We start from the raw sequence: 11,945 nt of genomic DNA, 5'->3' as shown, positions 1-11,945 counted from the left end.
CGTCAGATCAGGCGGCGGAGCGCTTCTTCGAGGGTGATGCCCTGCGCGTCGGCGCGGTCCCGGAGGCGCGCGTGCTCGCCGGGCGACAGCGGCAGCTGGATCACGATGGGGTCGTCCTGCGCGAGGTCGAGTCCGTCGAGGAGGTCGGAGGTCTCGGCCCACAGCGGCGCGGCGAACTCCGCCTCCGCGACGGGGGTCGAGGTGCGGGACGGGGCTGCCGTCGAGGAGGATGCCGGGGCTTCGGCAGCGGCAGCGGCGACCGGGGCGGAGGCGGCGACGGCGGCTCCGGCATCGGTCGCGCGGGTGAACCCGGGGCCTCGACGCGGCTCCTGCTTCTGCTGATAGGCCTTGGCGGCGGCGTTCGCGCGCTCGTCGGCGGCTTCGTTCAGCGGGTGCCCGGCGTGGCCCTTGACCCAGGAGAACTCGACATCGCGACCGCGCAGGGCCTCATCGATCCCCTCGAGGAGGTCGCGGTTCAGCACGGGCCCGCCGTCGGACTTCCGCCACCCGCGGCGCTTCCAGCCGGGCATCCACTTCGTCACGGAGTCGATCACGTAGCGGCTGTCGCACTCGATCAGGAGCTTCTCGTCGGTGCCGGCCGTCGCCCGGAGCAGTTCGAGGACGGCGCGGAGCTCGCCCTGGTTGTTCGTGCCGTGCGGGGAGCCGCCGGCCGCCCAGTTCGCGTCGTCGATGTACCAGGCCCAGCCGTTCGGGCCGGGGTTGCCCAGGGCGGAGCCGTCTGCGGCGGCGGTGATGGTCATCCGTCCACCGTATCGCTGGCCGCGGACGCCCTTTCGCGCCTCGGTCGCACGGAGTGGTCCGGAACCTGCGACGGGGGTGCGAAAGAGCGACGCGCGGTGTCAGTCCTCGGGGTCGGCGTTCTCGGTGCTCGCGGCCTCGGGGGCGGGTGGGGCGACGGGGAACACGATGGAGCTCACCGAGGACGGGGTGTCGAGGCCGAGGGCCAGCGGGTCGACCGTCGGCGCGGCGTCGAGCGTGTCTGCGGCCGAGGTCTCGAGAGGTTCAGAGGGGAGTCCCCACTGCTTCTCTTCTTCCTCCGGTCGCTGCTGGAAGAGTCCCATGTCTCCATTGTCGCCCCCGGGCGGCGCGGGGTCGCAGTTTCCCACCGAGGTCGCAGGGATCCGGCGGCATCCTGCGACGGGAGCGCGAATCTCCGACCGCGGCTCACTCCGCGCGCGCCGCCTCGCGCACCGCATCGATGAGCGTGCGCCACGGACCGTCCACGGCGGAGTCGGGCAGCTCCCGCTCCCGGCGCTCGGACGGGGTGCGGGCGCGGATGCTCCAGACGAACCGGTCGGCCCCGGACTCCGTGTCGACGTCGTCGTCCCAGGGGCAGCTGTCGATGAGGCCGATCCATTCCTCGGCGTCCGGCGGCTCGGCCTCCACACGCCACTGGCGACGGATGCCGGCGAGACCTCCCGAGCGCACGATGGCGATGACGACGGGGGCGTCAGGCGGCGTCGGGTCCTCGGTCACCCTCATAGACTCCCACGGTCGTCCACGCGCGTCGAGCGGCGGCGACCGTCTCCTGATCGACCGTGGCTGCGGCGGCGACCGTGGCATCGGCGAACTCGGTGAAGGTCGCGGTGCTCGACAGTCCGCCGGTGAGTGCCCGGTACCAGACCGTGCCGGCGCGCTCCCAGGCGTTGCCGCCGAGGTCGAGGGCGAAGAGGGCGAAGGCGCGGTTCGGGATGCCGGAGTTGATGTGCACGCCCCCGTTGTCCTCGGTGGTGCGCACGAATCCGCTCATGTGGTCCGGCTGCGGGTCTTTCCCGAGTTCATTGTCGTCGTAGGCCGTGCCCGGCGCGATCATGGAGCGCAGAGCTGAGCCCTCTACCGCATCCGTGAAGATCTCCGCCCCGATGAGCCAGCTCGCCTGGTCGGCGGACTGCCCCAGGGCGTACTGCTCGGTGAGGGCGCCGAACACGTCGGCCACGGACTCGTTCAGTGCGCCCGGCTGGCCCTGATACTCCAGGTTCGCCGTGTGCTGCACGACACCGTGGGCGAGCTCATGCCCGATCACGGTGAGCGAGCCGGTGAAGTGCTGAAACACCTCGCCGTCGCCGTCGCCGAACACCATGCGCTCGCCGTCCCAGAACGCGTTGTCGTAGTCGACGCCGTAGTGGACGGTCGCGTCGAGAGGAGCGCCGGCGTCGTCGAGCGAGTTGCGGCCGAACGCGGAGAGCAGCATCTCGAACGTCGCGCCCAGGCCGTCGAACGCCTCGTTGACGGCGGTGTCGGCGACGGGCTCATCGTCTTCCGTGCGGACCACGGCCCCCGGGAGCTGCTGGGTGTTGCCGGCGTCGCTGATCGTGCGGTTCGGCGCATCGGAGAGCCGCGCGACGAGGTCGCCGTTCTCGTCGATCGAGAGGTCGATGCGGGCGCGGAACGGCGGGCGCCCCGCGGTGAGCGTCTGTCGGGCCGCGGCGGCGGCCTTCGGGAACCGACCCGACTCCGCCAGACGGGCGAGCAGGTAGGAGGGGACGACGCCGGGATGCGGGGAGGATTCTGCGCTGCTCATGCGTCGACCCTACGCCGGGGCGCGGACACAGCAGGAGACCCGCCGCCGTTCTGCGATGAGGGCGGGAGCGATGTCGGTGGTGGCCGAGCGCGTACTAGTCGGCGGATTCGCCGCGAGACGCCCGGCACCCAACACAGCAGGAGACCCCCAGGACGGTCGCGTAAAATCGGCCTAATGACCGACGCGCCCGACGCCACCCCCGACCTGGGCCCCGGCATCGACCCCGACGACCTCGCCACGACGCTGCGCGTCCTCGCCGAACTGCACACCATCGACAACGAGCACCCCGACTTCGTGGCCGTGCGCCACGCGACCGCGGCCATGTTCAAGGCCGTCAAGCGCGTGCGCCGGAAGGAGATCCGGGATGCGATCGCCGAGGCGGACAAGGCCGTCGTCGCCCGCACCGCCACCGGCGCCCCCGACCGCATCGACGACGAGACGCGCGGGCACGACCTCGCGTCCCGTGTGATCGACGCCCCCATCGCCGGCGAGCTCCTCAAGCCGCGCAACTGCTACATCTGCAAGCAGCCGTACACGCTCGTCGACGCGTTCTACCACCAGCTCTGCCCGGACTGCGCCCGCTTCAGCCACGGCAAGCGCACCGCCCGCACCGACCTCACCGGAAAGCGCGCGCTGCTCACGGGCGGCCGCGCGAAGATCGGCATGCACATCGCGCTGCGCCTCCTCCGCGACGGTGCGCACACCACGATCACCACCCGGTTCCCGCGTGACGCCGTGCGGCGGTTCTCGGCCCTCCCGGACGCGGGCGACTGGCTGCACCGGCTGCGCGTGGTCGGCATCGACCTCCGCGACCCCGCCCAGGTGATCGGGCTCGCCGACTCGGTCGCCGCGCAGGGCCCGCTCGACATCCTCATCAACAACGCCGCGCAGACGGTCCGCCGCTCGCCGGGGGCGTACTCGCTGCTCGCCGACGCGGAGCTCCAGCCGCTGCCGGACGGTCCGCTGCCGGAGATGGAGACCTTCGGGCACACCGTCGACCCGCACCCGCAGGCGCTGCAGGCCTCGGTCGACGCGCATCCGCTGCTGTCGGTCGCGGCGCTCGGCGGCACGGTCGCGGAGCAGGGGGGACAGGCGCTCACGGCCGAAGACCTCGCGCGGCTCGCGATGGCCCCCGGCTCCTCCTCGCTCGAGAAGCACGCGGACGGCACGGCGATCGATGCGGGCGGTCTCGTGCCGGACGTGAACCGCGTCAACAGCTGGGTGCAGTCGGTGGATCAGGTCGATCCGCTGGAGATGCTCGAGGTGCAGCTCGCCAACACGACCGCGCCGTTCCTGCTCATCAGCCGGCTGCGGGCGTCGATGGCCGCGTCGTCGTCGCGCCGGAAGTACGTCGTGAACGTCTCCGCCATGGAGGGACAGTTCTCTCGCCGTTACAAGGGCCCGGGCCACCCGCACACCAACATGGCGAAGGCCGCGCTGAACATGCTGACCCGCACGAGCGCGGGGGAGATGTTGGAGAAGGACGGCATCCTCATGACCGCCGTCGACACCGGCTGGATCACCGACGAGCGCCCGCACTACACGAAGGTGCGCCTCGCGGAGGAGGGCTTCCACGCCCCGCTCGACTTGGTCGACGGCGCCGCCCGGGTGTACGACCCCATCGTGCGCGGCGAGGCCGGCGAGGACATCCACGGCGTCTTCCTCAAGGACTACGAGCCCAGCCCCTGGTGACGCCCGTTCGAATCGCCTGAATGGTTCCATCCGGAGCCGGAAAAGGGCCAAACGGGCGATTCGAAAACCGTCATCCGGGGTAGGGGTGGGGGAACCAGACCGTCACGATGAGGCCTCCGCCGGTGCGGGGTGTCAGCACGAGGGTGCCGCCGTGGGTCTGCGTGATGCGCTGCACGATCGCGAGGCCGAGGCCCACCCCGGCGTGCTCCGGCCCGCGCGTGCGCTCGGTGCCGCGCTGGAAGGGCTCGACGAGCGTCGCGACCTGGGAGGCGTGCAGCTCCGCACCGGTGTTCTCCACGACGAGGGCCACCGCATGCGGCAGGGAATGCGTGCGCACCGCGACGGAACCCCCGCCGTCGCTGCGGTTGTGGACGATCGCGTTGGCGACGAGGTTCATGACGAGCTGCGGCAGCAGGGCGGAGGAGCCGAGCACGGTCGCCGGCACGCCGGACACCTCCACCTCGACCCCGCGGCGGTCGGCGAGCGGCAGGAGGGCCTCGACGGATTCCTCTGCCAGGAGCGACAGGTCGACGAGCGTCCGCGGGAAGGTGCGCTGATCCGCTCTGCTCAGCAGCAGCAGCGCCTCGGTGAGGTCGATCGCGCGCGTGTTCACCTCGTGGAGCCGGTCGATCAGGGCGTCGACGTCGCGGTCGGGATCGGTGCGGGCCACGTCGAGGAGGGTCTGCGAGATGGCCAAGGGGGTCCGCAGCTCGTGCGAGGCGTTCGCGGCGAAGCGCTGCTGCTCGGCGACGTGCGCCTCGAGCTGCTCGAGCATCGTGTCGAAGACGTCGGCGAGGTCGCGGAACTCGTCGCTGGGACCCTCCATGCGGATCCGGTGCGAGAGGGAGCCCTGCGCCGCGAGCCGGGCGGCGTCGCCGATGCGGTCGAGAGGCGCCAGCATCCGTCCGGCGAGCAGCCAGCCGCCGCCGAGACCGATCGCGAGCAGGGCGACCATCACCATCGCGGCGACGGGTACGAACGCCCGGATCAGATCCGAGCGGTTGGGGACGAAGAACTCGACGACGGGGATCTGCACATCCGGCACGTAGCGCAGGAGATAGAGCGCCACGGCGCCGAGCAGCAGGAGCCCGGAGACGACGACGATGCCCGCGTAGCTCAGCGTCAGCTTGAGGCGGACGCTCAGCCCCCGCCGCCTACGCATCCGCGTCGGCCCCGATCCGGTAGCCGACGCCGGGCACCGTGAGGATCAGCCAGGGCTCGCCGAGGCGCTTGCGCAGCGAGGAGACCGTGATGCGGACGGCGTTCGTGAACGGGTCGGCGTTCTCGTCCCACGCCCGCTCCAGCAGCTCCTCGGCGCTGACCACCCCGCCCTCGGCATCGACGAGCACCTCCAGTACGGCGAACTGCTTCCGGGTGAGGGCGACGTACCGGCCGTCGCGGTAGACCTCGCGGCGGAAGGGGTCCAGGCGCAGCCCGGCGAGTTCCAGCACCGGTGGCCGCGCGCGCTGTCGGCGGCGGTCGAGGGCACGCAGCCGCAGCACCAGCTCCCGCAGCTCGAACGGCTTGGTGAGGTAGTCGTCGGCGCCGAGCTCGAACCCGGAGGCCTTGTCGTCGAGGCGGTCGGCGGCCGTGAGCATGAGGATGGGGATGCCGCTGCCCGAGGCGACGATCCACCGCGCGATGTCGTCTCCGGACGGGCCCGGCACGTCGCGGTCGAGGATCGCGATGTCGTACGCGTTGATGCTCAGGAGCTCGAGCGCGGTGTCGCCGTCGCCGGCGATGTCGGCCGCGATCGCCTCCAGTCGCAGCCCGTCGCGGACCGCCTCGGCGAGGTAGGGCTCGTCCTCGACGATCAGCACACGCATGGCAGCGATCCTACGCAGTGCGGCATATCGCCGGTGTATGGAAAAGGCCATACGCCGTGGCAACCGCGGGCTCTCTTCACTGGAATCATGAACGACCTCCGCACCCCCCGAGCCGTCCGTGCCCGGCGCCGTCGGCGGATCGCCACCACGGCCTCCGTGCTGGCGCTCGCCGTGGTCGCCGCCGTCGCCGTGCAGCAGTCGCTGTCGGCCGCGTTCGCCGAGACCGCCCCGATCGTCACGCCCGCCACCATCGGTTCCGATTCCGAGCCGCACACGCCGACCGGATCGGTGCTCGCCCCGAGCGAGGCCGACGGCGTGATCCGCGACGGCGACCAGCCCACGGTGTTCGATGTCGACAGGGTCGCCGTCGGCAACCTCGACCCCGCCCTGCTCGACGCCCTCCAGCGCGCCGCCTCCGATGCGGAGGCCGACGGGGTGACGTTCCTCGTGAACAGCGGATGGCGTTCGGCGGCCCTGCAGGAGCAGCTGCTCCGCGACGCCATCGACGACTACGGCTCGGAGGAGGAGGCGCGCCGCTGGGTGGCGACCGCGGAGACCTCGGCGCACGTCTCCGGCGACGCGGTCGACCTCGGTCCCCTGCCCACCCTCGACTGGCTCACGCAGCGCGGATGGCGGTACGGCCTCTGCCAGACCTACGGCAACGAGTCCTGGCACTACGAGCTGCGACCGGAGGCCGTCGAGGACGGGTGCCCCGCACAGTACGCCGACCCCACCGAAGACCCGAGGATGCAGCGATGACGGCCGTGCTCGCGGAGGGGATGACCCTGTCCCGCCTCCACGCACCGACACTCTCCACCCTTCCGGCCGCCGTGACCGAGAACCTCCGCCGCGTGCGGGAGGTCGCCGCGGTACCCGTCATGGCCGTGGTCAAGGCCGATGCCTACGGTCATGGCATGGTGGCCGTGGCGAACGCCGCCGTGGCCGCGGGGGCCGAGTGGCTCGGGGTCACCGACGTCGCCGAGGGGGTCGCGCTGCGCGAGGCCGGACTGCGCGTGCCGATCCTCGCCTGGCTGCACCCCGCGGGCATCGACGCGCCGCGCGCGGCCGCCGCCGGGGTCGACGTGGCCGTGGGCTCCGTCGACGAGCTGCGTCAGCTCGCGGCCGATGCCGTCGCTTCAGTGCGTGTGCATCTGCATCTCGACACCGGGATGGCGCGGGGAGGGTGCCCCGTGGAGGACTGGGATGCGCTGCTGCGCACGGCGCGCGCGGCCCGCGGCCGGATCGAGGTCGTCGGGGTGATGGGCACCTCCCCCGCGCCGACGCCGCGGATCCGCGGGCGAACGCGGCCGCGGTGCTGCGGATGCGCCAGGGGAGGGACGCGGTCCTGCGCGCCGGCTTCGGACCGCTGCTCGTGCATCTCGCGGCGACCTCGGGCGCCCTGACCGATCCCGCGACGCACTTCGACATGGTGCGCGTGGGGGCCGCGCTCGTGGGGATCGACCCGTCCGAGACGGTCTCTCTGGTCGGGGCTTCGCGTTTCACCGCACCCGTCGTGCACAGCGCCGCGGTGCCGGCCGGCACCGTCGTGGGCTATGGCGGGACGCACACGACGGCAGTGGCCACGCACCTGAGCGTGGTCGGCGTCGGATACGCCGACGGGGTCCCGCGGGAGATCGCGCCGGGCGCGGGGGTGGAGATCGGAGGGGAACGGCACCCGATCGTCGGCCGGGTGTCGATGGATCAGATCGTCGTCGACACCGGGGGGAGGGCGTTCCCCCGAGGAGCGGTCGCGACGGTGTTCGGGCCGGACGGCGGCGCGGTGCCGTCGGTGCAGGAGTGGGCGCGGTGGGCGGGCACCATCCCGCACACCATCGTCACGGGCATCGGCCCGCGGGTGAAGAGGAGCGTGGCATGACGATGAAGGTCCTGGTCATCGGAGGGGGACAGAATCCCGAGCACGAGGTGTCGCTCGCCTCGGCGGCCGCGGTCGCCGCGGCGCTGCGGTTGGGGGGACACACCGTCACGACCGTGACGATCGACCGCGACGGCGTGTGGCGGGCCGACGGCATCCCGCCCGGCGTGAGCCCGGCGTCGTCGTTGCAGCAGGCCCTGCCGCTGCTCGCGGCGAGCGACGTCGTGTTCCCCGCGGTCCACGGTGCGCTCGGGGAGGACGGCGCCCTCGCGGCGCTGTGCGCGCTCGCCGGGGTGCCGGTCGTCGGCTCCGCGCTGGGGGCGGGCGCGATCGGCATGGACAAGTGGGCCACGAAGCTCGTGGCCCAGGCTGTCGGGCTGCGCACCGCCCGAGGGCGGCTCGTCGCCGCGGAGGACATCGGCGACGTGGAGTTCGAGGGCGCCGTCGTGGTCAAGCCGGTCACGGCCGGCTCGAGCCACGGCGTGAGCCTGGTGACGGAGGAGGGCGACCTGCTCACCGCGCTGCGGGGGGCGGCGCGCTTCGACCGGCGGATCCTGGTCGAAGAGGTCGTGCATGCACGGGAGATCGACGTCGCCGTGCTGCGGGAGAAGGGCGGGGTGCGGTGGGCCGCCCCGCCCCTGGAGATCCACGCGCCCGGGCTCTTCGACACCGCGACCAAGTACGACGGCACGGCCCGGTTCACGGTTCCCGCGCAGCTCGATGCGGCCGCCACGACGGCGCTCAAACGCGCCGCGATCGCGATGTTCGACGCCCTGGGGTGCGACGGGGTCGCCCGCATGGACTTCTTCCTCACGGACGAGGGTCCGGTGCTCAACGAGGTCAACACGATGCCGGGGCTGACCGCCGCCTCCCAGGTGCCGCGGATGTTCGCGGCGGCCGGGGTGGACTACGTCGACCTCGTGGGCCGGCTCGTGCGCGCGGCCGCGTGAGAGGGGGTCGACAGGGCGCCTGCGGAGGCGGATGCTGGGGACATGGCAGCCTTCACAGCGGAGAACGCGTTCAGCGGTTTCAGCGTCGACGACATCGACGCGGCGAGAGAGTTCTACGGCACGACCCTCGGGCTCGACGTCGAGGTCAACGCGATGGGGTTCCTCGACCTGCGTCTGCCTCGCGGCGGGTCGGTCCTCGTCTACGCGAAGCCGAACCACACCCCGGCGAGCTTCACGATCCTGAACTTCCCGGTGGCGGACGTCGACGCTGCCGTCGAGGAGCTCAACGAGCGCGGGGTGCAGACCAAGATCTACGGCGACGACGAGTTCCCGTCGGACTCCCGCGGCATCGTCAGGGGGAACGGGCAGGGACCGGACATCGCGTGGTTCCGCGACCCGGCGGGCAACGTGCTCGCCGTCATGCAGGCCTGACGGGGCCCGCCTCGCTCACAGCCGGTCGACCGCCGTCACCGTGACGACCGCCTCGCCGGCCTCGTCCGACGCGGCGAGATCGACGGTGGCGCTGATGCCCCAGTCATGGTCGCCGGCCGGGTCGTCGATAATCTGCCGCGCCGTCCACGCGGTCGGACCCTCGGTGAGCAGCAGCATGCGGGAGCTGCGGGCGTCCGGTCCGGTGCCGATGTCGTCGTGCTCGGCGAAGTACGCGTCCAGCGCGTCGGACCAGGCGGCGGCACCGAACGTCGGGTCGAGCTCGGCCAGCGCGTCCACGTCCTCCCGGGCGGCGAGCTGCACCCGCCGGAAGAGCTCGTTGCGGACGAGCGTGCGGAAGGCGCGGGTGTTGCTCGTGAGGCGCTTGGGTGCGGGCGGGACGATCGGCTCGTCGGGCTCGCCGCGGGCCGCGGTCCCGGCGGTCAGCTCGCTCCATTCGTCGAGCAGGCTGGAGTCGATCTGGCGCACGAGCTCGCCGAGCCAGGCGATGAGGTCGTGGAGGTCCTCGTCCTTCCGCTCCTCGGGGATCGTCTGGGAGGCGGCGCGATACGCGTCCGACAGGTACCGCAGGACGACGCCCTCGGAGCGGGCGATCTTGTAGAACGCGACGTACTCGCCGAACGACATGGCCCGCTCGTACATGTCGCGGACGACGGACTTCGGGTGCAGCGCGAAGTCCCGGATCCACGGCTGCGCCGCGCTGAAGGTCTCGAAGGCCGCGTCGAGGAGCTCCTCCAGGGGCTTCGGGTAGGTGATCGCCTCGAGGAGCTCCATGCGCTCGTCGTACTCGATGCCCTCGCGCTTCATCGCGGCGACCGCCTCGCCCCGCGCGAGGAACTCCTGCTGGCTGAGCACGGCGCGCGGATCGTCGAGCGTCGCCTCCACGATCGAGATCATGTCGAGCGCGTACGACCCCGTCCCGACCCCCTGGTCCCCCGAGCCCGCCTGGTCTCCCGAACGCGCCTGGGTCCCTGAGCTTGTCGAAGCCTGGGTCCCTGAGCCTGTCGAAAGGTCCAGCAGGTCGAACGCCGCGAGGGCGAACGGCGAGAGCGGCTGGTTGAGCGCGAAGTTGGGCTGCAGGTCGACCGTGAGCCGGACGCCCTTCGGCGCTCCGGGCACGCCCGTATCGAACGTCTCCACGACGCCCGATTCCCGGAGCGTGCGGAAGATCGCGAGGGCGCGGAGGGCGAGCGCGCGCTGCCGGGTGCGCGGCTCGTGGTTGTCGAAGACGAGCCGGCGGACGTTCCCGAACACATCCCCGCCCCGGGCGATGACGTTGAGCAGCATCGCGCTGGTGATCTGCATGTGCGAGGTCAGCGTCTCCGGCGTCGCGTCGATGAGCTTCCGGAACGACGGCTCGCCCCACGACACGAAGCCGTCGGGGGCCTTCTTGCGGATGATCTTCCGCTTCTTCTTCGGGTCGTCGCCGGCCTTGCGGATCGCGGCGAGGTTCTCGGTCTCGTGCTCCGGGGCCTGGGCGACGACGGTGCCCGCGGTGTCGTAGCCCGCGCGTCCGGCCCGGCCCGCGATCTGATGGAACTCCCGCGCGTTGAGCTGCCGCATCCGCGTGCCGTCGAACTTCGTCAGCGCGGTGAGCAGCACGGTCCGGATCGGGACGTTGATGCCCACGCCGAGCGTGTCGGTGCCGCAGATGACCCGAAGGAGACCGCGCTGGGCGAGCTGCTCCACGAGCCGGCGGTACTTCGGCAGCATGCCGGCGTGGTGCACGCCGATGCCGGCCCGGAGGAAGCGGGAGAGCGTCTTGCCGAACGCCGTCGTGAAGCGGAAGCCGCCGATGAGGGCGGCGATCTCGTCGCGCTGCTCACGCGTGGCGACCTTCGTGCTCGACAGGGCCTGGGCCCGCTCCATGGCGGCCGCCTGTGAGAAGTGCACGATGTAGATCGGTGCCTGCCCGGTGTTGAGCAGGTCGTCGATCGTCTCGTGGATGGGCGTCGTCTCGTAGAAGAAGTGCAGGGGGACCGGGCGCTCGACCCCCGTGACCGAGGCGGTCTCGCGTCCGGTGCGGCGCGTGAGGTCGGCGGCGAGGGTGGTGACGTCGCCGAGGGTGGCCGACATCAGCACGAACTGCGCCTGCGGGAGTTCGAGGAGCGGCACCTGCCAGGCCCACCCGCGGTCGGGGTCGCCGTAGAAGTGGAACTCGTCCATGACGACGAGGCTGACGTCGGCGGCATCGCCCTGGCGCAGGGCCAGGTTCGCGAGGATCTCCGCGGTGCAGCAGATGATGGGGGCACCGGCGTTCACGGCGGAGTCTCCCGTGACCATCCCCACGTTCTCGGCGCCGAACACGTCCGCCAGCGCGAAGAACTTCTCGCTCACGAGGGCCTTGATCGGTGCCGTGTAGTAGCTCCGGCGTCCGCCGACCAGTGCGGCGAAATGGGCGCCGACCGCGACGAGCGACTTCCCGGTGCCCGTCGGCGTGGACAGGATGACGTTCGCGCCGGAGACGATCTCGATGAGCGCCTCGTCCTGCGCGGGGTACAGGCGGATGCCGGTCGACTCCGCCCACTCCACGAACGCCAGGTAGACCGCATCGGGGTCCGCCGCGTCGGGAACGAGAGAGGGTTCGAGCCGCGGCGTGGGATTCATGGTGC

The 11,945-nt window shown here is 71.9% G+C and carries 13 protein-coding genes; 6 read left to right on the top strand and 7 right to left on the bottom strand.

Annotation, left to right across the window (positions count from 1 at the left end):
- Positions 1-2 precede the first annotated feature (2 nt).
- The 4 genes from AC2W7E_RS11765 to AC2W7E_RS11750 all read right to left on the bottom strand — a co-directional run bounded on the left by AC2W7E_RS11765 (position 3) and on the right by AC2W7E_RS11750 (position 2,542).
- Positions 3-761, bottom strand: coding sequence for a ribonuclease H family protein (locus AC2W7E_RS11765; protein ID WP_485989157.1), 759 nt, complete (start codon positions 759-761; stop codon positions 3-5).
- Positions 762-860: 99 nt separating this feature from the next.
- Positions 861-1,082 (bottom strand): hypothetical protein, encoded by a 222-nt coding sequence (locus AC2W7E_RS11760; RefSeq protein ID WP_085604611.1) that lies wholly within the window; start codon positions 1,080-1,082, stop codon positions 861-863.
- 103 nt (positions 1,083-1,185) lie between these two features.
- Positions 1,186-1,497 (bottom strand): protealysin inhibitor emfourin, encoded by a 312-nt coding sequence (locus AC2W7E_RS11755; RefSeq protein ID WP_085604614.1) that lies wholly within the window; start codon positions 1,495-1,497, stop codon positions 1,186-1,188.
- Complete coding sequence (locus tag AC2W7E_RS11750) at positions 1,472-2,542, bottom strand: M4 family metallopeptidase (RefSeq protein WP_485989156.1); 1,071 nt, start codon at positions 2,540-2,542, stop codon at positions 1,472-1,474. Before AC2W7E_RS11750 ends, AC2W7E_RS11755 begins: the two co-directional genes overlap by 26 nt.
- A gap of 174 nt (positions 2,543-2,716) precedes the next feature.
- Here AC2W7E_RS11750 and AC2W7E_RS11745 point away from each other — a divergent pair, with 174 nt between their 5' ends.
- Positions 2,717-4,234 carry an SDR family oxidoreductase gene (locus AC2W7E_RS11745; protein WP_025104046.1) on the top strand — a complete coding sequence of 506 codons (1,518 nt, stop codon included), beginning with the start codon at positions 2,717-2,719 and terminating at the stop codon, positions 4,232-4,234.
- 70 nt (positions 4,235-4,304) lie between these two features.
- Here the strand turns inward: AC2W7E_RS11745 and AC2W7E_RS11740 are convergent, their stop codons facing one another.
- The gene (locus tag AC2W7E_RS11740; RefSeq protein ID WP_199787680.1) at positions 4,305-5,396 is read right to left on the bottom strand and encodes a sensor histidine kinase; all 1,092 of its coding nucleotides are present in this window, start codon (positions 5,394-5,396) and stop codon (positions 4,305-4,307) included.
- Positions 5,389-6,060: a response regulator transcription factor gene (locus tag AC2W7E_RS11735; RefSeq protein ID WP_126893752.1), complete on the bottom strand. Its 672-nt coding sequence runs from the start codon at positions 6,058-6,060 to the stop codon at positions 5,389-5,391. The genes AC2W7E_RS11740 and AC2W7E_RS11735 overlap by 8 nt, the downstream gene beginning before the upstream one ends.
- Positions 6,061-6,147: 87 nt before the next feature.
- Here AC2W7E_RS11735 and AC2W7E_RS11730 point away from each other — a divergent pair, with 87 nt between their 5' ends.
- The 5 genes from AC2W7E_RS11730 to AC2W7E_RS11710 are packed head-to-tail and all read left to right on the top strand — an operon-like array spanning position 6,148 to position 9,315.
- Positions 6,148-6,819 (top strand): M15 family metallopeptidase, encoded by a 672-nt coding sequence (locus AC2W7E_RS11730; protein ID WP_085604623.1) that lies wholly within the window; start codon positions 6,148-6,150, stop codon positions 6,817-6,819.
- Positions 6,816-7,463, top strand: a complete 648-nt coding sequence (locus AC2W7E_RS11725) for an alanine racemase (protein ID WP_485989155.1) — start codon at positions 6,816-6,818, stop codon at positions 7,461-7,463. The genes AC2W7E_RS11730 and AC2W7E_RS11725 overlap by 4 nt, the downstream gene beginning before the upstream one ends.
- Positions 7,382-7,936 (top strand): alanine racemase, encoded by a 555-nt coding sequence (locus AC2W7E_RS11720; protein WP_485989154.1) that lies wholly within the window; start codon positions 7,382-7,384, stop codon positions 7,934-7,936. The genes AC2W7E_RS11725 and AC2W7E_RS11720 overlap by 82 nt, the downstream gene beginning before the upstream one ends.
- Positions 7,933-8,883 carry a D-alanine--D-alanine ligase family protein gene (locus AC2W7E_RS11715; RefSeq protein WP_374461081.1) on the top strand — a complete coding sequence of 317 codons (951 nt, stop codon included), beginning with the start codon at positions 7,933-7,935 and terminating at the stop codon, positions 8,881-8,883. The genes AC2W7E_RS11720 and AC2W7E_RS11715 overlap by 4 nt, the downstream gene beginning before the upstream one ends.
- Before the next feature lie 42 nt (positions 8,884-8,925).
- Positions 8,926-9,315, top strand: coding sequence for a VOC family protein (locus AC2W7E_RS11710; RefSeq protein ID WP_025104040.1), 390 nt, complete (start codon positions 8,926-8,928; stop codon positions 9,313-9,315).
- A gap of 15 nt (positions 9,316-9,330) precedes the next feature.
- Here the strand turns inward: AC2W7E_RS11710 and AC2W7E_RS11705 are convergent, their stop codons facing one another.
- Entirely contained in the window at positions 9,331-11,940 is a 2,610-nt protein-coding gene (locus AC2W7E_RS11705; protein ID WP_485989153.1) for a DEAD/DEAH box helicase, read from the bottom strand.
- Between the last annotated feature and the right edge of the window lie 5 nt (positions 11,941-11,945).

It is taken from the genome of Microbacterium sp. CFSPD4_SD4 (genome assembly GCF_057364585.1).
This window is presented reverse-complemented; position numbering and strand designations above follow the sequence as displayed.

Bases quoted from the DNA above. Each gene is read 5' to 3' on its own strand.
- AC2W7E_RS11715 (WP_374461081.1), top strand. From the start codon at position 7,933: ATGACGATGAAGGTCCTGGTCATCGGAGGGGGACAGAATCCCGAGCAC.
- AC2W7E_RS11720 (WP_485989154.1), top strand. From the start codon at position 7,382: ATGCGCCAGGGGAGGGACGCGGTCCTGCGCGCCGGCTTCGGACCGCTG.
- AC2W7E_RS11745 (WP_025104046.1), top strand. From the start codon at position 2,717: ATGACCGACGCGCCCGACGCCACCCCCGACCTGGGCCCCGGCATCGAC.
- AC2W7E_RS11710 (WP_025104040.1), top strand. From the start codon at position 8,926: ATGGCAGCCTTCACAGCGGAGAACGCGTTCAGCGGTTTCAGCGTCGAC.
- AC2W7E_RS11735 (WP_126893752.1), bottom strand. From the start codon at position 6,060: ATGCGTGTGCTGATCGTCGAGGACGAGCCCTACCTCGCCGAGGCGGTC.
- AC2W7E_RS11740 (WP_199787680.1), bottom strand. From the start codon at position 5,396: ATGCGTAGGCGGCGGGGGCTGAGCGTCCGCCTCAAGCTGACGCTGAGC.
- AC2W7E_RS11750 (WP_485989156.1), bottom strand. From the start codon at position 2,542: ATGAGCAGCGCAGAATCCTCCCCGCATCCCGGCGTCGTCCCCTCCTAC.
- AC2W7E_RS11760 (WP_085604611.1), bottom strand. From the start codon at position 1,082: ATGGGACTCTTCCAGCAGCGACCGGAGGAAGAAGAGAAGCAGTGGGGA.
- AC2W7E_RS11705 (WP_485989153.1), bottom strand. From the start codon at position 11,940: ATGAATCCCACGCCGCGGCTCGAACCCTCTCTCGTTCCCGACGCGGCG.
- AC2W7E_RS11725 (WP_485989155.1), top strand. From the start codon at position 6,816: ATGACGGCCGTGCTCGCGGAGGGGATGACCCTGTCCCGCCTCCACGCA.
- AC2W7E_RS11765 (WP_485989157.1), bottom strand. From the start codon at position 761: ATGACCATCACCGCCGCCGCAGACGGCTCCGCCCTGGGCAACCCCGGC.
- AC2W7E_RS11730 (WP_085604623.1), top strand. From the start codon at position 6,148: ATGAACGACCTCCGCACCCCCCGAGCCGTCCGTGCCCGGCGCCGTCGG.